This window comes from Pseudooceanicola aestuarii (genome assembly GCF_010614805.1).
Lineage (GTDB): Bacteria > Pseudomonadota > Alphaproteobacteria > Rhodobacterales > Rhodobacteraceae > Pseudooceanicola > Pseudooceanicola aestuarii.
This window is the reverse complement of the sequence record NZ_JAAFZC010000001.1, coordinates 2301597-2326681: the sequence shown is the minus strand read 5'-3', so window position 1 is coordinate 2326681 and position 25085 is coordinate 2301597. Positions and strand designations below refer to the sequence as shown.

Below are 25085 nucleotides of genomic sequence, written 5' to 3'. Positions count from 1 at the left end.
CCGCGATATGGATCTGGCATGACCATGCTGCATCAATCGCCCACCGATCCCGATTTCGTCCAGAACCCGTATCCGTTCTACCGCACCGCGCCTGCGCCGGTCTGCACTTGGGCCGAGTACGACATGCCCGCCGCCTTCACCTATGATGCAGCCAACGCCATCCTGCGCGACCGTCGCTTTGGCCGCGAGGTGCCCGCCGATCTGCGCGCGCCGGTGCCCGATCACCTGGCGCCCTTCTACGCGGTTGAGGACCATTCCATGCTGGAACTGGACGGCGATGTGCACCGCCGCCTGCGCGGGCTGGTGCTGCGGGCCTTCACCTCGCGCCGGATCGCCGGGCTGGCGCCCGAGATCGCGCAGCTGTGCCACGATCTGATCGATGCCTTTCCCGAGGGCGATTTCGACCTGATCCCCGCCTATGCCACCCAGGTGCCGGTGATCGTGATCGCCCGTCTTCTGGGCGTGCCCGAGGACATGGCCCCCCAGCTGCTGCGCTGGTCCAACGACATGGTCGCGATGTACCAGGCCCGCCGCACCCGCGAGATCGAGGACCGCGCCGCCCGCGCCGCCGCCGAGTTCGCGGCCTTTGTCAACGACTATGCCGATCAGCGCCGCGACGCGCCGGGCGATGACCTGATTTCCAGCCTGCTGGCGGCAGAGGAGGACGGCGCCCGCCTCAGCCGGGAAGAGCTGGTGACCACCTGCATCCTTCTGCTGAACGCCGGGCACGAGGCCACGGTGCACACCATCGGCAACGGGGTGAAGGCGCTGCTGGGCCTTCCGGATCCGGCGCATTGGCTGACGGAGGACCGGGTGGACGGCACGGTGGAGGAGATCCTGCGCCACGATCCGCCGCTGCACATGTTCACCCGGATCGCGCATCAGGATGTGGAGGTGCAGGGCCACAGGTTCCAACGTGGTGACAGCATCGCCTGCCTGCTGGGCGCGGCCAACCGCGACCCGGCCCGCTGGGAGGATCCCGACCGTTTCGATCCCGGCCGGCCTGTACAGGCCAACCTGGCCTTTGGCGCCGGGGCGCATTTCTGCATCGGCGCGCCGCTGGCCCGGCTGGAGCTGCGCGTCGCCCTGCCCGTCCTGCTGCAACGCTGCCCCGGCCTGACCCTGGCAGAGCCGCCGCGCTATGCCGACCTGTACCATTTCCACGGGTTGGAACGGCTGATGGTCCACTGCTGAGACAGGTCAAAGACAGGGCGCCGCCCTACCCGGACACGTCCAACGTCGCCAGAGGCAATTCGGTGGTGGATTTGATCTCCTCCATCGACAGCAGGGCGGTGACATTATGCACCCGCACCTCCGAGATCAGCGCCTGGTAGAAGGCATCGTAGGCGCGGGCGTTCCTGACCCGGACCTTCAGGATATAGTCGATATCGCCCGCCAGGCGGTGGGCCTCCATCACCTCGGGCCGATTGTGCAGGGCGTGCAGGAAGCGGGTCTGCCACTCCGCCTCGTGTTCCGAGGTGCGGATCAGCACGAAGAAACAGGCGTCGAATCCCAAGGTCTCGGCATCCAGCAGGGCGACCTGCGCGCCAATCACCCCGGCCTCCTTCATCTTGCGGATCCGGTTCCAGACCGGCGTCTTCGACGACCCGACCTTGCGCGCGATGTCATCCAACGATTGCGCCGCGTCGCTTTGCAGCTGCAAAAGGATTTTCCGGTCGATCTCGTCTAGTCGGGCCGTCATCCCCGGTTTCCCCCTTGTCATGGAACGCCCCCCCATCGCGGACGGCACGTTGGAACTGCGTTCTTATTTCCCCGCCCCCATGGCGTCAGATCGGGAATATTTCCTATCTTGTAGACAAGTCAACGCTTCAATCCGGGGACCGCAATGGAGGACCAGAGCATGCGTCATTTTCCGATCTTCGTGGATATGGACCGCGCCCATGTCGTCCTGTCGGGCGGCGGCGATGCCGCGCTCGCGAAACTGCGGCTGATCCTGAAAACCCGCGCCCGGGTCACCGTGCATGCCGCCCACCCGGCAGCAGAATTGCGGAACTGGGCCACGCAGGGCCGGCTGACCCTGACCGATGCACCGCTGAATGCCGGCGCCCTGGCCGGGGCCACGCTGGTCTATGCCGCCGACGAGGACGTGCGCCGCGATGCGCGCACCGCCGCGCTGGCCCAGGCGGCAGGGGTGCTGTGCAATATCGTCGATGATCTGGACGGCTCGGCCTTCATCACGCCTGCGATGGTGGACCGCGCGCCGCTGACCATCGCCATCGGCACCGAAGGCGCCGCCCCCATGCTGGCCCGCAAGATCAAGGCAGAACTGGAAGAACGCCTGCCCGCCGCAACTGCTGCCCTGACCCGTGCCGCCCAGGCGTTTCGCCCCGAGGCGGAGGCCCTGCCCCATGGCCGCGCCCGGCGGGAATTCTGGGCCGACTGGTTCGACCACGAAGGCCCCGCCGCCCTGGCCGCCGGCTCCGACCTGCCCGACGCGCTGCGCGATCTGCGTGACAGGCATCTGGCCGGCTGGACCCGCGCGGCGCGGATCACCCTGTCCTTCACCGGCTCGCCCGATCCGGACTTGATGACCCTGAAAGCGCGCAAGGCGCTGGCCGCCGCCGATGTGGTGGTACACGACGCCGCGATCGCCCCCGCCGTGCTGGAGCTGGCCCGCCGCGAAGCGAAGTTCGTGTCACTCTCCGGCACGCCCGAGGTTCCGCCGCTGCACGCGCTGCTGGCGGGGGAGACGCGGGGGGGCGCGCATGTGCTCTACCTCGGGGCGACATCCCTGCCCCAGACGCTGGTGGCCGCCTGTCGCGCCACCGGCATCGACACCCAGATCATCCCCGGCCTTCCGGCCCAAGACACCGCAGAATTGAGGGAAACCGCCTGATGGCCCGCCGCCCGTTCACACCCAAAGTCATCACCGCCAACGCCCTGCTTGAGGGCGACGTGGTCTATTTCACCGCAGCCGATGTCTGGACCCGCCATCTGGCGGAGGCGGAAATCCTGACCGACGAAGCTCATGCCGACCTGCGCCTGCTGGACGCTGCACGCCAGGCCGATCAGGTCGTCGGCCCCTACCTTGCCGACATGGCAGAGGGTGCCGACGGCCCCCAACCTACCCATTTCCGGGAGGAGTTCCGGCGCACCGGCCCCTCCAATTACTTCCACGGAAAACAGGCGGAGCACTGACATGTATCGTTACAACGATTTCGACGCGGCCTTTCTGGCCGAACGCAACGCCCAGTTCCGCGCCCAGGTGGCGCGACGCATCGACGGATCGCTGACGGAAGACGAATTCAAGCCGCTGCGCCTGATGAACGGGCTCTACCTGCAATTGCATGCCTACATGCTGCGCGTGGCCATACCCTATGGCACGCTGGGCAGCGCCCAGATGCGCCAGCTGGCGATGATCGCCGACCGCTGGGACAAGGGCTATGGCCATTTCACCACCCGCCAGAACATCCAGTACAACTGGCCGAAGCTGCCCGATGTGCCCGATATCCTGGACGCGCTGGCGGAGGTGCAGCTGCACGCCATCCAGACCTCGGGGAACACCATCCGCAACGTGACGGCGGACCATTTCGCCGGCGCCGCCCGGGACGAGATCGAAGACCCCCGCCCTGTGGCCGAGCTGATCCGCCAATGGTCCACCGACCACCCGGAATTCCAGTTCCTGCCGCGCAAGTTCAAGATCGCCGTCACCGGCAGCCCTCGCGACCGGGCCGTCACCCGCGCCCATGACATCGGCCTGCGCATGGTGCGCAACGCCGCCGGGGAACCGGGGTTCGAGGTTCTGGTGGGTGGCGGTCTGGGCCGCACCCCGATGATCGCCAAGGTGATCCGCGACTTCCTGCCCAAGGCCGACCTGCTGCCCTACCTTGAGGCCATCGTCAGCGTCTACAACCTGCTGGGCCGCCGCGACAACAAGTACAAGGCCCGGATCAAGATCACGGTCCATGAAAACGGCATCGACACGGTGCGGGAGAAGGTCGAGGCGCGGTTTGCCCAGCTGCGGCCGCTGTTCTCGGGCGTGGATCAGCAGATGCTGGACGGGATCGAGGCGCAATTCGCCCCGCCCGCCTTCCGCAATGCGCCGGTGGACCTGTTCGAGGCCGCCTACCAGACCGATCCGGTGTTCCGCGCCTGGGCCGATGTGAACCTGACGCCGCACAAGGCCGAAGGTTACGCCATCGTCTCCATCAGCCTGAAGAAACACGGGGCCACGCCGGGGGATGCGACCTCCGCGCAGATGCGCGTGATGGCCGATCTTGCCGAACGCTTCGGCCATGACGAGCTGCGGGTCAGCCACGAGCAGAACATCGTGCTGCCCCATGTGCACAAGTCCGACCTGCCCGCATTGTATCGTGCGCTGCGCGATGCGGATCTGGCGACGGCCAACATCGGACTGGCCTCCGACATCATCGCCTGCCCCGGCATGGATTACTGCGCCCTTGCGACCGCCCGGTCGATCCCCGTCGCGCAGGAAATCGCTCGCCGGTTCGAGGACATGAAGCTGGAGCATGACATCGGCCCGCTGAAGATCAAGATTTCGGGCTGCATCAACGCCTGCGGGCACCATCACGTCGGCCATATCGGCATCCTGGGCCTGGATCGCGCGGGGGTGGAGAACTACCAGATCACCCTGGGCGGCGACGGGACGGAGGACGCGGCCATCGGCAGCCGCACCGGGCCGGGCTTTGCCTATGACGAGATCACGGATGCCATCGAGCGGATCCTGATGGCCTATCTCGACCTGCGGAGCGATCCGGGGGAGACCTTCCTTCAGGCCTATCGCCGCGTGGGCGCCGATCCTTTCAAGGCCGCGCTTTACGAGGCTCCTGCGGAAGAGACGCGGGAACCGGCCCATGCCTGAAGCCGCCCTTGACGTGGCTGCCCCCGCACCGCCCGAACAGGCGGCGCGGATCGCGGCCCTGAACGCCCGCTATCGCCACCACAGCGCCACCGCCGTGCTGGACGGCGCGCTGCGCGATCCGCAGGCCGGCCGGCTGACGCTGGTGTCGTCCTTCGGGGCGGAATCGGTGGTGCTGCTGCACCTCGTCTCGGTCATCGATCCGGCCACGCCGGTGCTGTTCATCGACACGCAGATGCTGTTCACCGAAACGCTGGAATACCAGCAGGACCTGTCCGAACGCCTGGGCCTGCGCGATGTGCGCATCATCCGCGCCAGCGATGCGGCAATGGCGGCCGAAGATCCCGACGGCACCTTGAACCAGCGCGATACCGATGCCTGCTGCGACCTGCGCAAGACCCGGCCCCTGCAAAAGGCGCTGTCCGGCTTCGATGGCTGGATCACCGGACGCAAGCGGTTCCAGAGCGGATCGCGCGCCGCGCTGGATTTCTTCGAGGCCGACGGCCCGGGCCGGATCAAGGTGAACCCCCTGGCCCATTGGGCGCCCGAGGACGTGCGCGCCTACATGGAGGAGAACCGCCTGCCGCGTCACCCGATGGTGGCCCGCGGCTACCCCTCCATCGGTTGCGCGCCCTGCACCTCGCCGGTGGCGCCGGGCGAAGATCCCCGCGCCGGACGCTGGCGTGGACAGAACAAGGAAGAATGCGGCATCCATATCGTCGATGGCCGCGTGGTGAGAGGACCGATTGCATGACTGCGCACCCCGACCAGACCCCCGAAACCGCCGTGGCGGACCATGTCATCGTCACCGATGCGGGATTTGCCGCCGTCGATCCCAAGGGCGGCGCACCGCTGTCGGTGGTGGAGTTGTGCTCCGACGCCGATCCCGACACCGCGCCGCTGGACGCCGACATGATCGTGGTGGATTTCCCCAGCTTCGCCGATGGCCGCGGCTTTACCATCGCGCGGCGGCTGCGCCTGCGCGGCTATGCCGGGCACCTGCGGGCGCGCGGCCATGTCATCGCCGATCAATACGCCATGGCGCGGCGCTCGGGGTTCGACGATGTCGCGATCTCTGCCGAGCTGGCGGCGCGCCAGCCGCAGGAGCAATGGGTGTTCCGCGCCGCCTGGCAAACACATGACTATCAGTCGCGGCTGAGCGCCGGCTGAGACGCTGGAAATCCGCTCCAATTCCGACTAAACCGCTCAGGACTCCGAGGTAGAGATGAACGAGGCACCTGCCGTGACCCAACCGACCGACGCGGCCGCCCCCGCTGCCGCCACCCCCACCGCCGCCGCGCCCAAACCCAAGGCACTGCCCGACACGCAGAAGGTGACTTTCGTGCGTCACTGGACCGACCGGCTGTTTTCCTTCCGGGTGACGCGGCCGCAATCGCTGCGCTTCCGCTCGGGTGAATTCGTGATGATCGGGCTGATGGGCGACAATGGCCGCCCGCTGCTGCGCGCCTATTCCATCGCCTCCCCCTCATGGGACGAGGAGCTGGAATTCTACTCGATCAAGGTGCAGGACGGGCCTCTGACTTCGCGCTTGCAGCATATTCAGGTCGGTGACGACCTGGTGCTGCGCCCCAAGCCGGTGGGCACGCTGGTGCATGACGCGCTGCTGCCGGGCAAGCGTCTGTGGCTGTTCGCCACCGGCACCGGCATCGCGCCCTTTGCCTCCCTGCTGCGCGATCCCCAGACCTTCGAGGATTACGAAGAAGTCATCCTGACCCATACCTGCCGGGAAGTCGGGGAACTCGCCTATGGCGCGGAGCTGATCGAGACGATCCGCAACGACGACCTGCTGGAAGAGCTGATCGGCCGCGAGAACCTGGGCAAGCTGCGTTACTACCCCACCACCACCCGGGAGGAGAGCGCGAAGATGGGCCGGATCACCGACCTGATGCGATCCGGCGAAGTCTATGCCGATCTGGGCATCGCCCCGATCGAACCGGGCACCGACCGCGCCATGGTCTGCGGCAATCTGGCCTTCAACATCGAGATCAAGGAATTGCTGGAAGGGTATGGCCTGCGCGAAGGCGCGAATTCCGACCCGGCCGAATACGTGGTCGAAAAGGCCTTTGTCGACTGAATGGCCCGACGGGCGCCGATCCCGCGCCCGTCACGGTAAAAAAGCGCGGCTCTCAGGGCCGATCCCCCGCTTTTGGCTCGATTGCGGGTTGAAAGGCGGGGCCTTGGTGGCTACCTTCCCGCCTCACACCGGATAACGATCAAAGGACGAAAAAGATAGCTCGCAGACCTCACAACGCGCCGCCCACCCGTGACACCGGACCGCGCGTCAACGACCGAATTCGTGCAAATGAAATCCGCCTCATCGGGGCGGACGGCGAAAATGTCGGAGTCGTCACTCCGACCCGTGGCATGGCCCTGGCAGAAGAGGCGGGGCTTGACCTTGTCGAAATCTCGCCGAACGCCAATCCGCCGGTCTGCAAGATCATGGATTTCGGCAAGTTCAAATATGAACAGCAGAAGCGGGAATCCGAAGCGCGCAAGAAGCAGAAAGTGATCGAGGTGAAGGAGGTGAAGTTCCGCCCCAACACCGATACCCACGATTACGACGTGAAGATGCGCAACGTGATCAAGTTCCTGGAAAACGGCGACAAGGTAAAAGTCACCATGCGGTTCCGTGGCCGCGAAATGGCGCACCAGAACCTGGGCAAGGAATTGCTGGAACGCGTCGCAGCGGACGTCAAGGATCTGGGCAAGGTCGAGAACATGCCCAAGATGGAAGGCCGTCAGATGATCATGATGGTCGGCCCGATCAGCCGCTGATCCGACGCCCGGCACCGTCCGGGACGCACCGGAGCAAGTTGTTGACGCCCCTGCGCCTCTGGCCGGGGGCGTCTGGCGTTTTCGGGTGGCGCTATGGCCGCGGGACACGGGGCGGGGTGCGGACCATCGCGACAGGCGCGGACCGCAAAACCAGAGCCCAGAGCAATCACCCATATTCAGCAGCGTCGGCAACCGGCTGCGCGGCTACCCTTCGCGGGGGCGGGGGCGGGTCGGGATTTCCTTGAGCAGGCCGCCGACGCCCATCGCGGCGATGCCCTGCGGAGTGACGGGAACCCCGCACAGCAGCCGTTCCAACACCCAGTCCGCGCCGTTCAGCGCAGGCGACCGGGCGCAGCCCGGCAATCCGATCACGGGGCGCCCGGCATGGCTGCCAAAGAACAGCAGGTTCCCCGGATCGACAGGCATTCCGAAATGGATCACCTCGCCGCCCGCGTCGCGCAGGGCGGCCGGGGCCAGGTCATCGGGATCGGAAGTCGCAGAGCCGGTCAGAATCAGCACCGCCTCCCCCTCCGCTTCGGCGATGGCGCGGGCCAGGTCGGCGCGGCGGTGGCGGATGCGCTGCGGCGTGGTCATGGCGACGCCCAGCCGGTCCAGCCGAGTGCGGATCGCGGCCTCTCCCTTGGTTGACAGGGTATCCTGCCCCTCGACCAACGTCTCCACGTAGGCGGCGCGGGCGATCACCGGGGGGCAAAGCCGCAGCGCCCCGCCCGCCGCCACGGCGCAGGCGCGGTCCAGCGCGGCGCCCGGTACGGCATAGGAGATGATCTTGATCGTCGCGGCCATGGTCCCGGCGATGACCCGCTGCCATTCCGGCAGGGTGGCCAGGGTGATCATCGGGTGCACCCCATTCACCGCCGCCACGATCGCGGGGTCGATCCGCATCACCCCCGCCCCGGCGGCCGTGACATTGACCCGCCCCGTGGCCGCGCTGCCCAACCGCAGACCCAGCGCCTCCGGGTCGGGGGCCAGGGCGGCGGCCAGGCGCGTGGCGGCAGCGTCTTCGGCGACATCATCGGGGGCAAGGCGCGCCGCCGTGACCTGATCGAACCCGGCCTCCCCCAGCGCGCGCAGAGCCGCCGCGTCCAGCCGCTGCCCCTTGCGCAGGCGCCCCTGGGGCAAGGCGATGGAATGGGCCAGGATGGCACCCTGCGCCTGATCCAGCGGTACGGGACCGAAGATCATGCGCCGCGCCGCAACACACGGATGAGTTCCGCCAGCGTGGCGGTCGCGATCTCTGCCGGGGTGGCCGCGCCGAGGTCCAGACCGATGGGCGCGTGGATGCGTCCGATCTGCTCCGGCGGGATCCCGGCCTCCGCCAGGCGGGCTGTCCGCTTGGCATGGGTGCGGGTCGAGCCGAGCGCACCGATGTAGAACACATCCGTTTCCAGCGCGGCCAGCAGCGCGGGATCGTCCAGTTTCGGGTCATGGGTCAGCAGCACCACCGCCGTGCGGGCGTCCGGCGCCTCGGCCTTGATCGCAGCGTCGGGCCAATCGTCCAGCAGACGCTCGCCGGGAAACCGCGCCGGGCTGGCGAAGGCCGGGCGCGGGTCGATCACCACCGGGTCGAACCCGGCGATGCGTGCCATCGGCAGCAGCGCCTGCGCGATATGTACCGCGCCGACACACAGCAACCGCAGCGGCGGGTTATGGATGGCGACGAAGCTGCGGCCGTCCTCCTCCACCCCGGAGCGGTCCATGCGAAACCGGTCGGCATGGGCGTCGGGCGTGGCCACGCGGCTGCTGTGATCTTCCAGATCGGTGACCAACGCCACGGCGCGGCGGGCACCGCGCGCGGCACAAAGATCGGCCAGCGTGGCCTCCGTCAGGCCGGAGGGGGCAGCGCCCACCGGCTGCACCAGCACCCGGATCGTGCCGCCGCAGGCCAGCCCGACGGCAAAGGCATCGTCGTCCGACACCCCGTAGCTGAGCAGCCGGGTCTCCCCGGTTTCCATCGCCTCCAGCGCCTCCATCACCACGGCGCCTTCTACGCAGCCCCCGGAAACGGAACCGGTCATCTCCCCTTCGGCGCTGACCGCAAGCGTGCTGCCGGCGCGGCGCGGGGCACTGCCCCAGGTGTCCACCACCGTGGCCAACGCGGCCCCCTGGCCAGCGCGAAACCACGCCAGCGCCTGTTCGGGCGCAGTATCGAAACGGTCCATGAGGGGCTCCTTTCGGTCTGACGGGGCATGTGGTTGGGGCAGCTTAGGCATGGCTTCGGGCGGCGCAACCGCCAATTTGAGGCGCTCTCGCCGCGCCCTGGCCCGGCCAGTGCAGGTCAAGGGAGCGGGCAGGAAGGCGGGCCAGAGGGGCGAACATGACAAGGGCCGCCCCCAGTGGGACGGCCCCTTATCATGGTCTGAACCCGCACAGGCCGGGCCGGGCGGCGCGGGGTCGGGCCGGTCAGCTTTCGGTCAGCAACTGGGTGATGCGGCGCACGGCGGCGCGGCGGTTTTCGCGATTGGCATCGCTGGTGCGGATCTTCAGATCACTTTCGCCATAGCCCTGCACCACCATGTTTTCCGGCGGCACGTCGAAATATTGCGTCAGCGCCAGCGCCACGGTTTCCGCCCGCCGGTCGGAGAGCGCGAGGTTGTAGCCCGCGTTGCCCACGGCGTCGGTATGGCCTTCGATCAGGAACACCTCCTGCGGGTTGCGGTCGATCAGGTCGCGCATCAGGGTACCCAGCTCTGCCAGTTCCTCCGCCTCTTCGGGGCGGATCGCGGCGGAGCCGGTGTCGAAATTGATGGTGTCCACTTCGATTTCCGGAACCAAGGCGCGCACGCTGTCGATATTGCGCACCTGCGACAGGGAGAACGTCCGGTTCACGTCACGGGCCAGTTCGGCCTCCAGCGCGCGGCGCAGGGAGGTCTCGTCGGCGCGGGCCATATCGACCCCGTCGCTTTCGCGAACCTGGGGCAGCTCGTTCACATCCACATCGGCGACCTGGCGGGTATCGTCGAACAATACGACCTCCCGCCCGTCGGGCAGGATACGGGTCCGGCGCAGCACGCGCCCATCGGCAGAGCGGATGGTTTCGACCTGTGCGCCATTCTCGCGCGTCACCACGGTCCGGGTGGAGCCGTCGTCAAAGGCATAGGTCTTCACGTCCGAGCCGGGACGGCGCAGCAGGGCGTCGTCATCCTTCAGCACGCGGTAGCGGCCGTTTTCCTCGACCACGACGCGGTCACCGGAATTGGTCACGACCTTTTCGCCCGATTTCAGCACCTGACCCACGGCCAGTGCGCCCAGCCCCAGCAGAGCGGCCTTGCCCGCCGTGGACAGGCCCCGGTCCTCGTCATTGGTATCGGCCTGCGCCTCGGCATTGGCCTCGCCGCTGACGGAAGTGTCGAAATCCTCCTCGGCAGAGCGGGCGGTTTCCTCGGTCACCTGCTCTTCACGGACTTCGGCGGCGTCGCCGCCCTGCGCGGCCATGCTTTCGGTTGCCTGCTGGGCGGCTTCGGCTTCGGCCTGGGCCTGGGCTTCGCTGTCCTGCTGGACGACCTCGTCCTGGGCGGAGTCTTCCTCCGCAGGCTGTTCGGCGGTTTCTTCGGCCGGGGCGTCCTCGGCGGGTTGCTCGGCAGTCTCCTCGGCCGGGGCATCCTCGGCAGGCTGTTCGGCGGTCTCCTCGGCCGGGGCATCCTCGGCAGGCTGTTCGGCGGTCTCCTCGGCCGGGACGTCCTCCGCAGGCTGCTCGGCGGTCTCCTCGGCCGGGGCATCCTCCGCAGGTTGTTCGGTGGTTTCCTCAGCGGGAACGTCCTCCGCAGGTTGTTCGGTGGTTTCTTCGGCCGGGGCGTCCTCCGCAGGTTGTTCGGTGGTTTCTTCGGCCGGGGCATCCTCCGCAGGCTGTTCGGCGGTTTCCTCGGCCGGGGCATCCTCGGCAGGTTGCTCAGTCGCCTCGGCCTCCGCTGCGGCTTGCGCTTCGGCTTCCTGCTGGCGGGCCAACTCCGCCTCCAGCTCGTCGATCTGGGATCTCAGCGCTTCGCCCATGCTGTCGGCCGAGGTGATCCGGTCACTGTCTACTCCGGTCTCGCTCGACTCCATCTGCTGCAACTGGATGCGCAATTCCTCGATCCGGTTGGCCAGATCGTCGTCCTGCGCCAGGATCGGAGCGGGCATTGCAACCGCAACCGCAAGGGCGATCGCCGTCGTGGATTTCAGAAACCGTTGTTTCATCCTGTAGATACTCCTTTTTGCGGCTTCCCGGTGGCCCGCACCCGGTATGGGCGGGAGGGATCGCTTTGAACTCAGAACGCGCCAGCGGCGCATCGGGTTTCATCGCGGCGCAAATGATCCTGACCGCCACCGGCGAAAACACGCTGCGGGACCGGCCCCGATCCTGCCCGCCCTTGCCCGGCCCCTGACCGTTCACCCCTGGCCCGCCGGCCCGGAGGAGGTCGGCAAACCGCCCTAAATTCGCCATTCTGGTCACCGAAACATTGGCGAAACACCGGCCCGGCATGATACCACCCAACGGTGGGTGGCGCGGGAAACGGGACCAGGATCGCGGCGCTCCGTCAGGGCGACCCGCATAGCGAGCAGGGCACAGACATGACCAGAATCAAGCGTCAGGCGCGCGCGTCGCGATGAAGATCACCGCCATCACCTGCGTCAAGAACGAAGGCCCCTTCCTGCTGGAATGGATCGCCTTCAACCGACTGCTGGGCGTGACCGATTTCCTGATCTATTCCAACGATTGCACCGATGCGACTGACCGGATGCTGGATGCGCTGGACGGGCACGGCGTGGTGCGCCACCTGCCCAACCCCGCCCAGGGGCGCAACTACCAGATGGAGGCCCTGAAGGATTCGCGCAGACACGACATCGTCACCGGCGCCGATTGGGTCTGGATCGCCGATGTGGACGAGTTCCTGAACATCCATACAGGCGACCACACGATCCCGGCGCTGATCGCCGCCTGTGGCGACCCGCAGGCGATTTCCGTCACCTTCCAGTTCTTCGGCAATGACGGTATCGACGCCTTTGCCGACCGCCCAGTGATTGAACAATTCACCCGGTCGCACAATCCCGACATCTGGTGCGGGGAAAAGGCAATCGAGGTCAAGTCCCTGGTCCGCAAAGATTTCCCGCTGCAATATTACGGCGCGCATCGCCCGTTCTTCAAGAAGACGCTGCCGCCACGCCGCCGCCCCGCCTGGACCGACGGATCGGGTCGCCCGGTGCCGCACAAGTTCCTGGTGGCCGCCAACGACCGCCGCATCCGCAAGTTCCCGGCCCAGGGTGCGCGCGACCTGGCGACGTTGAACCATTACGCGCTGCGCTCTCTGGACAGCTATCTGGTGAAAAACGACCGGGGCGACGTGAACCGCGAAAACCGCGCCTTTGACAACACTTACTGGCGCGAGCGCGCCGATGTCGCCTATCAGGACCAAAGCATCCAACGCTATCTGCCCCGGTTGGAGGCCGAGATCGCGGCGCTGAAATCACTGCCCCGCATCGACAGCCTGCATGCGGAGGCCGTGATCCAGCACCGCGCCTGCCGCGACGCGCTGCTGGCGCTGCCCGCCTACCAGGCGATGCAGGCGCAGTTGCGCGCCGTCTCCACCCTGCCCCCGCAGGAGGAGGCGCTGTTGCACCGCCTGGGTCTCCTTCCGGAGGGCACGGGATGAGCCGGATGCGCGTGATCAACCTTGGCCTGCCGAAAAGCGGCACGACCACCTTCGCGGAGGCGATGAAAGCCGCCGGGCTGGCCGTGGCCGACCACCGCATCCGGCGCGGCCAGACCGCCGACCCGGCGCTGTGGCGCAATTTCGTCGGGTTGGTTCTGTATCGCGGGTTCTTTGCCACCGGCGATCCGCTGCATCTGCTGGGAGAGTTCGACGCCGTGGCCGAGGCCTCGTTCCTCAAGGGCGGACATTCGGCCTGGCCGCAGATGGATCACGCCCTGATCGCCGCGCTGCGCGCGCGTCACCCGCAGGTGAAATTCACCGCCACCCGCCGCGACGCCGGCGCACTTGCCGGATCGATGATGCGCTGGACCAACATGGCCAAGCGTCTGCCCGATGCCGATATTCCCGGTCTTCCCAGCGGCTTTGGCACCACGCAGGCCGAGCTGACGCGCTGGATCGACGGGCATTACGCACATCTGGAGCAGATTTTCGCAGGCGATCCCGCCTACCTGGAACTGGACATCGCCGCCCCCGACGCGCAGGCACGGCTGGCAGCGCATCTGGGGCTGGATCTGCCATGGTGGGGCCGCGCCAACGAGAATGCGCAACGGCGCGATCCGGCCGCCATGCACCAGGAGGGACCAGCATGAAGATCCACCTGCATATCGGCCCCGACCAGACCGGCGCCCTGCGCCTGCAACGCGTGCTGGCGGACAAGCGGGACCAGCTTTTGGCCAGGGGCGTTCTGTTCCCACGCGCCCCCGGCCCCCGCAACCACACCCGCCTGTTCATGGCCGTCTCCGATCCGCAGGCCGTGGATCCGCTGCGCTTCAACCGGGGGTATGTCACCGCCGAGAAACAGCAGACCCTGCGGGAGGATGTCCAGCGTGGATTGCTGCGAGAGGTGGAGACCCATCGCCCCGACGTGCTGATCCTGTCGGCCAGCCAACTGGCCAGCGGCCTGACCCGCCCGTCGGAGCTGGAGCGCCTGCGGGCGCTGCTGGCGCCGCTGTCCGGCGACATCAGTGTCACCGCCTGGGTCGACGACCGCGCCCGGCTTCTGGCCCGCAGCTATGCCCAGCAGGTGATGGAGGGCCGCGCCCGACCGCTGGACCTGGAACGCGACCTGCCGCAGGGTGCCGATTGGTGGGACGCCTGCCTGGCACTGGCCCCGGAGGCCGATCCCGTGGCCGGTCGGTTCCAGCGCATCCAGACCCCGGTTTTCTGGCTGGATTACGCGCGGCTGGTGGCCCATTGGGACGGTATCTTCGGCGCCGGTGCGACGCGGCTGCGGCCCTATCTGCCCGACCGCCTCCATGGCCCCAAGGTGACAGCGGAACTGCGCGCCGCCTTCGACATTCCCGACCAGATCGGCAAGGCCGAGCCAACCGCCGCCCCCGCGCAGCCCCCTGCGGCATTTGTCACCCGCGCGCGGCAGATGAACGACCTGCTGCTGCGCCATCTCTCTGACCGGACGCGGGTTCTGCCGCGCAAGCTGTGGTCCGCGCTGCTGGAGGACGTGTTCATCCCCGGCCCGCCGCTGGACCCTGCCGCGCTGTCGGACATGGTGCAGCGCCTTGCCCCGCAGGATTCCACGCTGCGCGCCGCCCATCCCGCCCTGGCCGATTTCCCCCTGACCCCGCCGCCGCCGACCGGCGGCCAGACCTGGGCAGAAGCCGACCCGACGCGGGGCTATCGTCCCTCGCAATACCTGCTCGCCAATCTCTGGCGGATCGACCGCGCCACCGCCGAGGCCACCGCCGAAAAGCGCCCCGACACGGCGGACGCGCCGACGGCTGCCCTTTCCCCTGGAGGGCAGCAGGCCCTGCCGCCCCTGGCGGTTGAGAAATTCCACGCCCTCCAGACCTCCAGCTTCAAGCCGCACAACGATATCGGCCGCCTGGCGGAGGAAGCCGCGGCCCCCGCCTACACTCCTGCCGCGCCCCGCACCCTGCCGCCGGGCAGCACCGGCAATGTCGCCGTCGCCTGCATGAAGAACGAGGCCCCCTATATCCTGGAATGGATCGCCTATCACCGCGCCGTGGGGTTCGACAATTTCCTGATCTACACCAATGATTGCAGCGACGGGACCGATGCGATCCTGGACCGGCTGGACCACTTGGGCGTGGTCCATCACCGCAACAACAACGATTGGAAGGGCAATTCCCCGCAGCAATGGGCGCTGGACAACGCGCTGACCGAACCTGTGGTGCAGAACGCCGAGTGGATCGCCCATTTCGACGTTGACGAATTCGTCAACGTGCGCTGCGGCAATGGCACGCTGGCCGATTTCTTCGACCGGGTGCCGGGCGCGACCAACGTGGCGATGACCTGGCGGCTGTTCGGCCACAACGGCGTGACCGACCTGCGCGATGACCTGGTGATTGACCAGTTCGACAGCTGCGCCCCGAAATTCTGCCCCAAGCCGCATACCGTCTGGGGGTTCAAGACGATGTACCGCAATATCGGTGCCTACGCGAAACTGTCCTGTCACCGCCCGAACAAGCTGGACGAAGACAGGACCGACCAGGTGCTGTGGGTGAACGGCTCGGGCGCGCCGATGACCAGGGAGGTACTGAAGAACGGCTGGCGGTCGTCGAAAAAGACCATCGGCTATGACTTGCTGCAACTGAACCATTACGCCCTGCGCTCCGCCGAGAGCTACCTGGTGAAACGCCAGCGGGGCCGGGCGCTGCATGTCGACCGCTCCATCGGGTTGAACTACTGGATCCGCATGGATTGGTGCGATTTCCGCGACATCACGATCAAGCGCAACGTGCCCCGCACCCGCGCCGAGATAGACCGCCTGATGCAGGACGCCCCGCTGGCGCAGCTGCACCGCGACGGATTCGACTGGCACCGGGCCAAGGCCGTCGAACTGCACGCGACACCGGAATTCGAGGATCTCTACCAGCAGGCCATCGCCCTGCGCCTGACGGCGGCAGAGCGCGTGGCCTACGCCCTGGCGCTGGACCTGGAAAGCTGAGCCATGCGCATCCTCGCCATCCTGACCCTGCGCAACGAGGCCGCGTTCCTCTTGGAATGGCTGGCCCATCATCGCGCCTGTGGAATTACGGATTTTCTGGTGTTTTCAAACAATTGCCAGGATGGCACCGATGCAATGCTGGACCGGTTGCAGGCGATGGGTCAGCTGACCCACATCCGCAACGACGGCCCGCATGACAAGGGCGGCATCCAGTTCACCGCCCTGAAACAGGCCGCCGGGCTGGAGATCACGCGCCGCGCCGACTGGATCCTGCCACTGGACGTGGACGAATTCGTCAACATCCATGTCGGGGCGCGCCGCATTCCCGATCTGCTGGCCGCCCTGCCCGAAGCCACCGCGATCACCCTGACCTGGCGGCTGTTCGGCAATGCTGGCCAGATCCATTACGACGACCGCCCGGTCACCGAAATCTTCACCCGCGCCGCGCCGGAGGTCATCCACTGGCCCTGGCGCGCGGCGATGTTCAAGACGCTATATCGCAATGACGGCATATATGCCAAACCCGGCGTCCACCGCCCCCGCGCCCCGGCTCCCGACCGCCTGGACAGCGCGCGCTGGTTCGACGGGCATGGCCGGGAGCTGGATGCGGCGTTTCGCAGCGGGCGCATCTTCTCCCCCTATGGACGGCCCAATTTCGGGTTGGCGCAGCTGAACCATTATCCGCTGGGCGCGATGGAAAGCTACGTGCTGAAGGCCGATCGCGGACGCGCGGTGCATGATGCCGACATGCTGGACGTGGATTACTGGGTGGATCGCAATTTCAACACGGACGAAGACCGAAGCATCGCCGCGCTTGCCCCCCGGATGCAGGCCGCCCGCGCCGAATTGCTGGCCGATGCGACGCTGGCCCGCCTGCACGCCGCCGCCGTCGCCTGGCGCAAGGCGCGGTTCACCGAACTGATGGGGTCAGAACCCTTTCGCGCCCTGTTCGGCCGTCTGCTGATGACCGGCCCGACCCGCCCCCTGCCCCCGGAGGCAGCGCGCTTCATGGTGCATCACGCCAACCTGGCGCGCGCCCGGAGAGAGGCGGAGGCACGCCCGGAAAAGTGACAACAAGTTGCATGAAGTTTTCCCAGTTTATGCCCGAATCCGCCGCTAGCCTGACCCTTCACCCCGGCGCGCATGCGGTGGCCGATCCCGCCCCCGGCGCGCCTGCGGAAGAACGGCCGGACAATCGGTCCGAAAAACCGGGACCGGGACAATCACCAGGACCGGCCACGGCCCGGTAGCCAGATACGCGAGGCAGACCACATGGCGCAGGATTCACCCGTCGATCTTTCCGCATCCCTGTCACATCTTTCCCGGGCGGACTGGCTGCGCGCCTTGATGGCCGTCAGTCGGGAGGCCGGCCATTTCCAACCGCTGGGCAAGCGCCATTTCGCCGCCATGATCGACGGTGGACGGTCGCTTCTGGTGTCGTTTGAAACGATCCAGGGCATGCAATCGCTGAACGAGGGCGCCCAGCCGCTGGGCTGGACCATGGTACGCGACCACGGCTGGTCGCATATGTGCCTGGCATCGGACGGCGACACCTGGTTCCGCAACCCACGCGTCTATGCCTTCTTTGACCGGTTGATCGACGACGGCATCTTCGAGGAATTCGACCAGGTGCTGTTCTACGGCGCCGGGCCCTGCGCCTATGCCGCCTGCGCTTTTTCCGTAGCAGCCCCTGGGGCGCGGGTGGTGGCAGTGCAGCCGCAGGCGACGCTGGATCCGCGCGTGACCGAATGGGACGACAGGTTCAGCCACATGCGCCGGACCTCCTTTACCGATCGCTACGGCTATGCCCCCGACATGATCGACGCCGCCGAGCGCGTGCATGTGCTCTACGATCCGCGTCACGATATGGACGCCATGCATGCCGCCCTGTTCACCCGCCCCCATGTGACCAAGCTGCGCCTTCCCTTCATGGGCGAGGCGCTGCAAGGCAGCCTTCTGCGCATGGGCATGTTCTACCCCCTGCTGGAGGCCGCAATGCTGGGCGAACTGACGCCCGCGCGCTTTGCCGTCTTGCACCGCGCCCGGCGCGACCATCCGCCCTACCTGCGCAGTCTCCTTGGCCATCTGGAGACGGAGGAGCGGGAACGGCTGGTCTATTACCTCTGTGCCAATGTGTCGGACCGGCTGTCTATGCCCCGGTTCCGCAAACGTTTGGAACGGTTCGAAAACGCCGACCGCCCGCTTCGGGACGACGCCGCGCCGGAATAGGGTCCGCAGGGACAGCCAGCGCGACGGCGGGCCTGCGCGATCAGCCGCCGCTCACCCCCGCCTCGGCAAAGGTCGCCATGCCGGAATGGCAGGCAATCGCCCCCTTCAGCACCCCGAGGGCCAGCGCAGCGCCGGAGCCTTCGCCCAGGCGCAGATCCAGCGACAGCAACGGCGTCTTGCCCAGCCGGGACAACAGCGCAGGATGCGCGGCCTCGGCACTGACATGACCGGCCAGCGCATGATCCAGCGCACCGGGCACCACATCGGCGAGCGCGGCGGCGGCGGCACAGCAGATGAACCCATCCAGCAGCACCGGGATGCGCAGCAGCCGCGCCCGTGCGATGGCCCCCGCCATGGCCGCGATTTCCCGTCCGCCCAGGCAGCGCAGCACCTCCAACCCGCCGACGGGACGGTTGGCGGCCACGCCCGCAGCGACGACCTCGGCCTTGCGGGCCAGCCCTTCGGCATCCACGCCGGTGCCGCGCCCGACCCATTCCGCCGCCGCGCCGCCGAACAGCGCATGGACCATGGCCGCCGCCGACGTGGTGTTGCCGATCCCCATCTCTCCGGTGATCAGCAGATCGGCCTGCGGATCCACCGCGTCCCAGCCGGTGCGCAAGGCGGCCAGGCAGTCCGCCTGGGTCATCGCCGGGCCCTGGGTGAAATCGGCGGTGGGACGGTCCAGCGCCAGCGGATGGACCGACATGGCCGCGCCATGCAGGTCGGACAATTGGTTGATCGCCGCCCCACCCGCCTGGAAATTCAGCACCATCTGGGCCGTCACCTCCGCCGGGAAGGCCGAGACACCGCGCGCTGCAACCCCGTGATTCCCCGCGAAGATCAGCACCTGCGGCGCGGTGATCCGGGGCCTTGGGTCGCCGCGCCAGCCGGCATACCACTCCGCCAGATCCTCCAGCCGGCCCAGGGCGCCGGGGGGCTTGGTCAGCTGACCGTTGCGCGCCGACGCGCCGGCAGCAGCGCCGGAATCGGGACCGGGCGCGGCGCGCAAGACCTCGGCAAACGCGGTGAAGGTGGCAAAGGGGTCGGACATCGCGCTGGCTCCGCATCTGGTATAGGATCCGACCTGTCTAATCTGTCCCCCGTGCGGAGCAAGCTGAAATGACCCCTGCCCGATATGCCCCCGCCGATCTGCTCGCCGCGCTTGGATTGCTCAGCCGGTTGCCGCTGCCCGACCACGCGCCCCGCGGCGCCGGGGCGGCCTGGGCCTATCCGCTGGCGGGGCTGGTGCTGGGCGCGCTTGCGGCCCTGGCGGGAATGCTGGCGCTGCGGCTGGGCCTGCCGTCGGGTGGCGCGGCGATCGTGGTGCTGGGCCTGTCGGTCTGGCTGACCGGCGCGCTGCACGAGGACGGGCTGGCCGATTGCGCGGACGGATTCGGCGTTCAGGCCGACCGCGCGCGCCGGCTGGAGATCATGCGCGACAGCCGGTTGGGCAGCTACGGCGCGGTGGCGCTGATGCTGGCGCTTCTGGCGCGGTGGTACGGTCTGACCCTGGTGCTGGCGCAACCGGGTGGCGGCTGGGCGGTGCTGGGCGTCTTTGCCCTGTCGCGCAGCGCCATGGTGCCGCTGATGGCAGTGCTGCCCTTTGCCCGCGCCGACGGTTTGGCGCGCGGCATGGGCCGGGTGCGCGGGGGCGATGCGGCGCTGGCCGTCGGGCTGGGACTGGCCGTGGTACTGGCCACGGCAGGGCTGCGCGACATGCTGGCAGCCGGGTTGCTGGCCGGCGTCGCGGTGCTGGCGCTGGCGGTGCGGGCCCGGCGGCTGATCGGCGGTCAGACCGGCGACGTGCTGGGCGCCGCGCAACAGGTGGCGGAGATCGCGATCCTGGCTGCATTGATGGTCTGATGCCCGGCAGAGCCTGAAGGCGTGCCCCCCGCCGCCCCCCGGGACGTGAAAAAGCCGCAGCACGGGGCCACGGCTTGTTCGGATCTTTACCGGGTCTTCACCCTTTCGCGTCAGGCTGCACGGGAGACGAGAACCTCATCCACCTGCTTTGCCGCCGCGACCTCATCCCCGCCGGACACAGCCGCGACTTCGCGGGTCAGCCGTTCCAGCGCCGCTTCGTACAGCTGGCGTTCGGAATAGCTCTGCTCCCGCTGATCATCGCTGCGATGCAGGTCACGCACGACCTCAGCGATGGCGATCAGATCGCCGGAATTGATCTTCTGTTCGTATTCCTGCGCGCGGCGGGACCACATGGCGCGCTTGACCTTGGCCTTGCCCTTCAGCGTGGTCATCGCCTTGGATACCACATCGGGGGTGGACAGGGACCGCATCCCGATCTCCGTCGCCTTGTGCGTCGGGACGCGCAGGGTCATCTTGTCCTTTTCAAAGGAGATGACGAACAACTCCATGGAGATGCCGGCGATCTCCTGCTCCTCGATAGAGATGATCTGACCCACCCCATGCGCAGGATAGACGACATAATCGTTCGGACGGAATTCGGGTTTCTTGGCTTTTGTCATAGAGTTTCTTCCTCTAACGCCCACGTCCGGACGAAACGAGGACCGCAGGCGCTGTGTGCAACGCCGATACGATCGCGAATTTCGTCAGATGAACGTCGTCCGGCAGGCAGCAACCGGAAACGAGAGCAGGCAGTCTTGTTCATACGTAGCGTGAACGTATAACACAGAATCACCCCGAATCAAAGGGGTGTGCAAACTGCGCCGCAATGCGACCCTGGCTCAGCCGCCCTCGCCAGGGGTTTCGGAGAAATACTTCTCCAGTTTGCCGGGCTCCCCATCGCGGGCGTCGGCCTCCGGCAGCGGGTCTTTCTTGGTGATGATCACCGGCCACATCTCGGAATACTTCCGATTGAATTCGACCCATTTTTCCATGTCAGGCTCGGTATCCGGCCGAATCGCGTCGGCGGGGCATTCCGGCTCGCAGACGCCGCAATCAATGCATTCGTCGGGGTGAATCACCAGCATGTTTTCCCCCTCGTAGAAACAATCCACAGGGCAGACTTCAACGCAGTCAGTGTATTTGCAGGCGATGCAGTTGTCGTTGACGATATAGGTCATCATTCTCTCGCGGCTCGGGCCTCTTGCGGCCTAGCTAATCCAGCCTCGGGGATCATTCAACCCGGGTCAGTCGATCTCGGTCTTGCGGATCTGCTGCAACTTGCGCCGATCCCGCTTGGTCGGGCGGGCGTTGCCCTCCATCCGGGCGATCGGGGGCGGGTCGGCGGGGGCCTTGTCCTGCGGCGGGTCCAGGTCAAAGTACAGCGCCTGCGCCTCGGGCGCCGGGCCGCGCCGGGTGCCCAGGGCCTCCACCCGGATGACGCGCACCACCTGCCCCTGGGAGAAGGTCAGCACATCGCCCGGTCCCACCCCATGCGAAGCCTTGACCGTGCGCTGACCATTGATCCGCAGATGCCCACCAGTGACACAGGCGGCGGACAGGCTGCGGCTCTTGAAGAACCGCGCCTGCCACAACCACTTGTCGATCCGCAGTTTTTCGTCCCCGGCCATGGCCGTCTATTGCTTGCCCTTCAAGGCCGCCAGCGCGGCAAAGGGATTGTCCGGGTCGATCTTCTGTTCCTTGCGCGGCGGCCGCGCCTGGTAGGTCTTGGCCTTGTCCTCGCGGGGGCCCTGCCCCTTGCCGCGCGGCTTGCCCCGAGGCTTTCCACCCGGCTTGTCGCCGTTGCGGTCATTGCCGCGATCGCCACGGCCCTTGCCATCGCCCTTGCCGCCAGCGGACTGGTTCCCGGCAGAGCGGTTGCGGCCCCGGCCACGCTGGGCACCGTCGCCCTGACGGCCGCGGCCCCCGGCACGCCCCCCCCAGGTGAAGGTAAAGAAAACCTCCGTCTCCTCTTCCTTGGGGGCGCCCTCGGCGGACGCATCTGGCGTGGTCTCAGCGGGCGCTGCATCTGTCGGCGTCTCAGCCGTGGTCGCGGCTTCGGCGCCGGTCTCCGCACCAGCGGCCTCCGGCACGGCCTCAACTTCGGAGACAGGCATGGTCGCGCTCTCCTCCGGCGGCTGGGCCGGGGTTGTGGCGTCCTCCGCAGGGGCGTCCAGGGCGGGTGCTTCCGTCACGGCTGTAGGCTCCGCCGTCGCGTCGGACGAGGTGCTGCCACCTTCACCCTTTGCATCAACTTCACCTGCCAGCCCCTTGTTTTCGGAGGGAGCTTTCCCCTCCGCGGCAGGGGTCGCCTGCGGTTGCGTCGCGGGTTCGGCCACCGCGCGCTGCTTTGCCCGCTCGCCCTTCTCGGCCTTGTAGCCAAGACCCTGCATCAGCTCCGCAAATTGTTCCAGCGTCATGCCGGTGATCGACAGCATGTCGGCCTTGGCCTCGAACCCGCCACGGCTGTCTTCACCGCGCAGCATGTCCGCCAGGCGCTCCAGCATGTCGATGCGGATCGCGCGATCCCCGGCCGCACGGTAGCCCGCCATGGCGAAATAGCCCTGCGGCACGTCGCGTGGCGCGGGCACCGTGACCAGACCGGGCGGCGGCGCCTCCGGAAATTCGTCCAGCCCCTGGGACAGCGACCACAGCACCAGCCGCAGCCGGGTCGGCGCGGGTTTCAGCAGCAGCGGCAGGAAGATGGTGAACTGGCCGAAGCGCAGCCCGTGCTTGCGCAGGGCGCCGCGCGCCTCCTGATCCAGCGCCTTGACCTCCTCGGCGACATCGCCGCGCGGCAGGATACCCAACGCCTCGACCATGCGGAAGGCAAAGCCCCGCGCCAGCCCGGTCAGCGCCTCGTCGTGTTGCAGGTTCAGCAACGGCTCCATCAGGGCGGCGACCTTGCGGTCGATGAAATGTTGCAGGCGGCGCTGCACTTTCTGGGCGACCTCAGGCCCGGCCTCGTCATCGACGAAAGCGCTGACCTGCGGCTTCAGCGGCTCTGCGCCCGCGATCAGCTTGCCCACCGCCTGGTCGCCCCACATCAGGCCACCCTGTTCGGTGAAATCAATCTCGGTATCGGGGGCGTTGTAGAACCGATCCGCGCGCAGATGGAACTGCGGTTGCAGCGCCTGCAAGCTGGCCTGGCGCAACGTCTTTGCCTCCTGGCCCGATGCGTCCTTGTCCTGCCGGAAGCGGAATCCCTCCAGCCGTCCGACGAATTCGCCTTCGACGGTCACGTCACCGTTGTCATTCACTTCGGCCAAGAGGGCCTCCTTCTGTTTGAGCCGGCGCAACAAAACCGAGGTGCGCCGGTCCACAAATCGCTGAGTCAGCCGCGCGTGAAGCGCATCCGACAAGCGGTCTTCTACCGCGCGGGTCTCGCCGCGCCAATGACTTTCGTCGTGCACCCACCCGTTGCGTTGCGCCACATAGGTCCAAGTGCGGATATAGGCCAATCGTTTCGAAAGTGTATCGATATCCCCGTCGGTGCGGTCAATACGGTTCACCTGTCGCGCGATCCAATCATTGGGAATGTGGCCGCGTTCATGCAGGTGGCCGAATATCGTCTCCAGCAGAGAGGCATGTTCGGCGTGGCTGATGCCCCGGAAATCGGGAATCCGGCAGACATCCCACAGCAGCCGCACCGCGCGCGGATCGGAGGCGCGCGCGCGGGTTTCGACATCGGCGGCCAGCGATTTCAGCGCGATCAGGTCATCGGCATCGCGCGCCTTCATCAGCCGCTCGTCCGCAGGCCCGCGTTCGAGCGAGGCGATCAGCGCATCGACGTGACCGAAGGACAGGTCCGAATTGCGCCACAGCAATTTGCGGATCGGGGTAAAGCGATGCTCCATGATCGCCTCGGCGACTTCCTCATCCAGGGGCGGGGCCTCTCCTGTCACGCCAAAGGTGCCGTCCGACATGCCGCGCCCGGCGCGCCCGGCGATCTGCGCCAGTTCGTTCGGGGCCAGCTGGCGCATCCGGCGGCCATCGAATTTCGACAGGGCGGAAAAGGCGACGTGATTCACGTCGAGGTTCAACCCCATGCCGATGGCGTCGGTGGCCACCAGGTAATCCACATCCCCGTTCTGGTACAGGTCCACCTGCGCGTTGCGCGTGCGCGGGCTGAGCGCGCCCATCACCACCGCCGCGCCGCCCTTCTGCCGGCGGATCAGTTCCGCCATGGCATAGATATTGTCGACGGAAAACCCGACGATGGCACTACGCGCCGGCATCCGGCTGATCTTGCGGGAGCCGGCATAGCTGAGATGCGACATCCGTTCGCGGTGCATGAAATCCGCCTCAGGCACCAGCGCGGCGATGACGCTGCGCATGGTTTCGGCGCCCAGGAACAGTGTCTCGTGAGTGCCGCGCGCGCGCAGCAGCCGGTCGGTGAAGACATGGCCCCGCTCAGGATCGGCGCAAAGCTGGATCTCGTCGACGGCCAGGAAATCGGTGCCCATCCCCTCGGGCATCGCCTCGACCGTGCAGACCCAGTATTGCGTGCGCGGCGGCACGATCCGTTCCTCCCCCGTGACCAGCGCCACGACCGAGGGGCCGCGCACGGCGACGATGCGATCATAGACTTCCCGGGCGAGCAGCCGCAGGGGCAGCCCGATGATCCCGGTGCGGTATCCCAGCATCCGGTCGATCGCGTAGTGAGTCTTGCCAGTGTTGGTCGGACCGAGAACGGCCGACACCTTGCGCGGAAGGGCCATGAAAT

23 protein-coding genes are annotated in these 25085 nt (G+C 67.3%); 14 read left to right on the top strand and 9 right to left on the bottom strand.

Features of this window, described 5'->3' with window-relative positions:
* Positions 1-18: 18 nt before the first annotated feature.
* The gene (locus tag G5A46_RS11065) at positions 19-1194 is read left to right on the top strand and encodes a cytochrome P450 (protein WP_163849445.1); all 1176 of its coding nucleotides are present in this window, start codon (positions 19-21) and stop codon (positions 1192-1194) included.
* Between the two features lie 25 nt (positions 1195-1219).
* On the opposite strand, the gene G5A46_RS11060 is transcribed toward G5A46_RS11065, so the two are convergent.
* Positions 1220-1702 carry an Lrp/AsnC family transcriptional regulator gene (locus G5A46_RS11060; protein ID WP_163849444.1) on the bottom strand — a complete coding sequence of 161 codons (483 nt, stop codon included), beginning with the start codon at positions 1700-1702 and terminating at the stop codon, positions 1220-1222.
* 159 nt (positions 1703-1861) lie between these two features.
* Here G5A46_RS11060 and G5A46_RS11055 point away from each other — a divergent pair, with 159 nt between their 5' ends.
* From G5A46_RS11055 to infC, 7 genes are all read left to right on the top strand, one after another.
* Positions 1862-2857: a siroheme synthase gene (locus tag G5A46_RS11055; RefSeq protein WP_163849443.1), complete on the top strand. Its 996-nt coding sequence runs from the start codon at positions 1862-1864 to the stop codon at positions 2855-2857.
* Positions 2857-3159, top strand: a complete 303-nt coding sequence (locus tag G5A46_RS11050; RefSeq protein WP_163849442.1) for a DUF2849 domain-containing protein — start codon at positions 2857-2859, stop codon at positions 3157-3159. The genes G5A46_RS11055 and G5A46_RS11050 overlap by 1 nt, the downstream gene beginning before the upstream one ends.
* 1 nt (position 3160) lies before the next feature.
* Entirely contained in the window at positions 3161-4843 is a 1683-nt protein-coding gene (locus tag G5A46_RS11045) for a nitrite/sulfite reductase (protein WP_163849441.1), read from the top strand.
* Positions 4836-5594: a phosphoadenylyl-sulfate reductase gene (locus G5A46_RS11040; RefSeq protein ID WP_163849440.1), complete on the top strand. Its 759-nt coding sequence runs from the start codon at positions 4836-4838 to the stop codon at positions 5592-5594. Before G5A46_RS11045 ends, G5A46_RS11040 begins: the two co-directional genes overlap by 8 nt.
* Complete coding sequence (locus G5A46_RS11035) at positions 5591-6010, top strand: DUF934 domain-containing protein (protein ID WP_163849439.1); 420 nt, start codon at positions 5591-5593, stop codon at positions 6008-6010. The genes G5A46_RS11040 and G5A46_RS11035 overlap by 4 nt, the downstream gene beginning before the upstream one ends.
* Positions 6011-6065: 55 nt before the next feature.
* A complete protein-coding gene (locus G5A46_RS11030; protein ID WP_163849438.1) occupies positions 6066-6935 on the top strand; it encodes a ferredoxin--NADP reductase in 870 nt (289 codons plus the stop codon).
* A 155-nt stretch (positions 6936-7090) separates the two neighbouring features.
* Positions 7091-7636 carry a translation initiation factor IF-3 gene (gene infC, locus G5A46_RS11025; protein WP_163849990.1) on the top strand — a complete coding sequence of 182 codons (546 nt, stop codon included), beginning with the start codon at positions 7091-7093 and terminating at the stop codon, positions 7634-7636.
* A gap of 204 nt (positions 7637-7840) precedes the next feature.
* Here the strand turns inward: infC and G5A46_RS11020 are convergent, their stop codons facing one another.
* From G5A46_RS11020 to G5A46_RS11010, 3 genes are all read right to left on the bottom strand, one after another.
* Positions 7841-8839, bottom strand: a complete 999-nt coding sequence (locus G5A46_RS11020) for a molybdopterin-binding protein (protein WP_163849437.1) — start codon at positions 8837-8839, stop codon at positions 7841-7843.
* Positions 8836-9816 (bottom strand): XdhC family protein, encoded by a 981-nt coding sequence (locus tag G5A46_RS11015; RefSeq protein ID WP_163849436.1) that lies wholly within the window; start codon positions 9814-9816, stop codon positions 8836-8838. The genes G5A46_RS11020 and G5A46_RS11015 overlap by 4 nt, the downstream gene beginning before the upstream one ends.
* A gap of 241 nt (positions 9817-10057) precedes the next feature.
* Positions 10058-11830 carry an OmpA family protein gene (locus G5A46_RS11010; RefSeq protein WP_163849435.1) on the bottom strand — a complete coding sequence of 591 codons (1773 nt, stop codon included), beginning with the start codon at positions 11828-11830 and terminating at the stop codon, positions 10058-10060.
* 410 nt (positions 11831-12240) lie between these two features.
* On the opposite strand from G5A46_RS11010, the gene G5A46_RS11005 reads away from it, so the two are divergent.
* The 5 genes from G5A46_RS11005 to G5A46_RS10985 all read left to right on the top strand — a co-directional run bounded on the left by G5A46_RS11005 (position 12241) and on the right by G5A46_RS10985 (position 18499).
* A complete protein-coding gene (locus G5A46_RS11005; RefSeq protein WP_163849434.1) occupies positions 12241-13284 on the top strand; it encodes a glycosyltransferase family 2 protein in 1044 nt (347 codons plus the stop codon).
* Complete coding sequence (locus tag G5A46_RS11000; RefSeq protein WP_338050030.1) at positions 13281-13934, top strand: sulfotransferase family protein; 654 nt, start codon at positions 13281-13283, stop codon at positions 13932-13934. The genes G5A46_RS11005 and G5A46_RS11000 overlap by 4 nt, the downstream gene beginning before the upstream one ends.
* A complete protein-coding gene (locus G5A46_RS10995; RefSeq protein ID WP_163849433.1) occupies positions 13931-16270 on the top strand; it encodes a glycosyltransferase family 2 protein in 2340 nt (779 codons plus the stop codon). The genes G5A46_RS11000 and G5A46_RS10995 overlap by 4 nt, the downstream gene beginning before the upstream one ends.
* Before the next feature lie 3 nt (positions 16271-16273).
* The gene (locus tag G5A46_RS10990; RefSeq protein WP_163849432.1) at positions 16274-17341 is read left to right on the top strand and encodes a glycosyltransferase family 2 protein; all 1068 of its coding nucleotides are present in this window, start codon (positions 16274-16276) and stop codon (positions 17339-17341) included.
* Between the two features lie 201 nt (positions 17342-17542).
* A complete protein-coding gene (locus tag G5A46_RS10985; protein ID WP_163849431.1) occupies positions 17543-18499 on the top strand; it encodes a phosphoadenosine phosphosulfate reductase in 957 nt (318 codons plus the stop codon).
* 40 nt (positions 18500-18539) lie between these two features.
* On the opposite strand, the gene cobT is transcribed toward G5A46_RS10985, so the two are convergent.
* Positions 18540-19550 carry a nicotinate-nucleotide--dimethylbenzimidazole phosphoribosyltransferase gene (gene cobT / locus G5A46_RS10980; RefSeq protein WP_163849430.1) on the bottom strand — a complete coding sequence of 337 codons (1011 nt, stop codon included), beginning with the start codon at positions 19548-19550 and terminating at the stop codon, positions 18540-18542.
* A 68-nt stretch (positions 19551-19618) separates the two neighbouring features.
* Between cobT and cobS the strand changes: the two genes are divergently transcribed.
* Positions 19619-20362, top strand: a complete 744-nt coding sequence (gene cobS / locus G5A46_RS10975) for an adenosylcobinamide-GDP ribazoletransferase (protein ID WP_163849429.1) — start codon at positions 19619-19621, stop codon at positions 20360-20362.
* A 110-nt stretch (positions 20363-20472) separates the two neighbouring features.
* On the opposite strand, the gene G5A46_RS10970 is transcribed toward cobS, so the two are convergent.
* The 4 genes from G5A46_RS10970 to G5A46_RS10955 all read right to left on the bottom strand — a co-directional run bounded on the left by G5A46_RS10970 (position 20473) and on the right by G5A46_RS10955 (position 25080).
* Positions 20473-20982: a CarD family transcriptional regulator gene (locus tag G5A46_RS10970; protein WP_163849428.1), complete on the bottom strand. Its 510-nt coding sequence runs from the start codon at positions 20980-20982 to the stop codon at positions 20473-20475.
* Positions 20983-21201: 219 nt separating this feature from the next.
* Positions 21202-21540 carry a ferredoxin FdxA gene (gene fdxA, locus G5A46_RS10965; protein ID WP_163849427.1) on the bottom strand — a complete coding sequence of 113 codons (339 nt, stop codon included), beginning with the start codon at positions 21538-21540 and terminating at the stop codon, positions 21202-21204.
* A gap of 66 nt (positions 21541-21606) precedes the next feature.
* A complete protein-coding gene (locus G5A46_RS10960; protein ID WP_163849426.1) occupies positions 21607-21990 on the bottom strand; it encodes an RNA-binding S4 domain-containing protein in 384 nt (127 codons plus the stop codon).
* Between the two features lie 6 nt (positions 21991-21996).
* A complete protein-coding gene (locus G5A46_RS10955; protein ID WP_163849425.1) occupies positions 21997-25080 on the bottom strand; it encodes a helicase-related protein in 3084 nt (1027 codons plus the stop codon).
* Positions 25081-25085 lie beyond the last annotated feature (5 nt).

What these genes read in the sequence shown, in the direction of transcription:
- G5A46_RS11065 (WP_163849445.1), top strand. Translation starts at nt 19, where the DNA reads ATGACCATGCTGCATCAATCGCCCACCGATCCCGATTTCGTCCAGAAC.
- G5A46_RS11060 (WP_163849444.1), bottom strand. Translation starts at nt 1,702, where the DNA reads ATGACGGCCCGACTAGACGAGATCGACCGGAAAATCCTTTTGCAGCTG.
- G5A46_RS11055 (WP_163849443.1), top strand. Translation starts at nt 1,862, where the DNA reads ATGCGTCATTTTCCGATCTTCGTGGATATGGACCGCGCCCATGTCGTC.
- G5A46_RS11050 (WP_163849442.1), top strand. Translation starts at nt 2,857, where the DNA reads ATGGCCCGCCGCCCGTTCACACCCAAAGTCATCACCGCCAACGCCCTG.
- G5A46_RS11045 (WP_163849441.1), top strand. Translation starts at nt 3,161, where the DNA reads ATGTATCGTTACAACGATTTCGACGCGGCCTTTCTGGCCGAACGCAAC.
- G5A46_RS11040 (WP_163849440.1), top strand. Translation starts at nt 4,836, where the DNA reads ATGCCTGAAGCCGCCCTTGACGTGGCTGCCCCCGCACCGCCCGAACAG.
- G5A46_RS11035 (WP_163849439.1), top strand. Translation starts at nt 5,591, where the DNA reads ATGACTGCGCACCCCGACCAGACCCCCGAAACCGCCGTGGCGGACCAT.
- G5A46_RS11030 (WP_163849438.1), top strand. Translation starts at nt 6,066, where the DNA reads ATGAACGAGGCACCTGCCGTGACCCAACCGACCGACGCGGCCGCCCCC.
- G5A46_RS11020 (WP_163849437.1), bottom strand. Translation starts at nt 8,839, where the DNA reads ATGATCTTCGGTCCCGTACCGCTGGATCAGGCGCAGGGTGCCATCCTG.
- G5A46_RS11015 (WP_163849436.1), bottom strand. Translation starts at nt 9,816, where the DNA reads ATGGACCGTTTCGATACTGCGCCCGAACAGGCGCTGGCGTGGTTTCGC.
- G5A46_RS11010 (WP_163849435.1), bottom strand. Translation starts at nt 11,830, where the DNA reads ATGAAACAACGGTTTCTGAAATCCACGACGGCGATCGCCCTTGCGGTT.
- G5A46_RS11005 (WP_163849434.1), top strand. Translation starts at nt 12,241, where the DNA reads ATGAAGATCACCGCCATCACCTGCGTCAAGAACGAAGGCCCCTTCCTG.
- G5A46_RS11000 (WP_338050030.1), top strand. Translation starts at nt 13,281, where the DNA reads ATGAGCCGGATGCGCGTGATCAACCTTGGCCTGCCGAAAAGCGGCACG.
- G5A46_RS10995 (WP_163849433.1), top strand. Translation starts at nt 13,931, where the DNA reads ATGAAGATCCACCTGCATATCGGCCCCGACCAGACCGGCGCCCTGCGC.
- G5A46_RS10990 (WP_163849432.1), top strand. Translation starts at nt 16,274, where the DNA reads ATGCGCATCCTCGCCATCCTGACCCTGCGCAACGAGGCCGCGTTCCTC.
- G5A46_RS10985 (WP_163849431.1), top strand. Translation starts at nt 17,543, where the DNA reads ATGGCGCAGGATTCACCCGTCGATCTTTCCGCATCCCTGTCACATCTT.
- cobT (WP_163849430.1), bottom strand. Translation starts at nt 19,550, where the DNA reads ATGTCCGACCCCTTTGCCACCTTCACCGCGTTTGCCGAGGTCTTGCGC.
- cobS (WP_163849429.1), top strand. Translation starts at nt 19,619, where the DNA reads ATGACCCCTGCCCGATATGCCCCCGCCGATCTGCTCGCCGCGCTTGGA.
- G5A46_RS10970 (WP_163849428.1), bottom strand. Translation starts at nt 20,982, where the DNA reads ATGACAAAAGCCAAGAAACCCGAATTCCGTCCGAACGATTATGTCGTC.
- fdxA (WP_163849427.1), bottom strand. Translation starts at nt 21,540, where the DNA reads ATGACCTATATCGTCAACGACAACTGCATCGCCTGCAAATACACTGAC.
- G5A46_RS10960 (WP_163849426.1), bottom strand. Translation starts at nt 21,990, where the DNA reads ATGGCCGGGGACGAAAAACTGCGGATCGACAAGTGGTTGTGGCAGGCG.
- G5A46_RS10955 (WP_163849425.1), bottom strand. Translation starts at nt 25,080, where the DNA reads ATGGCCCTTCCGCGCAAGGTGTCGGCCGTTCTCGGTCCGACCAACACT.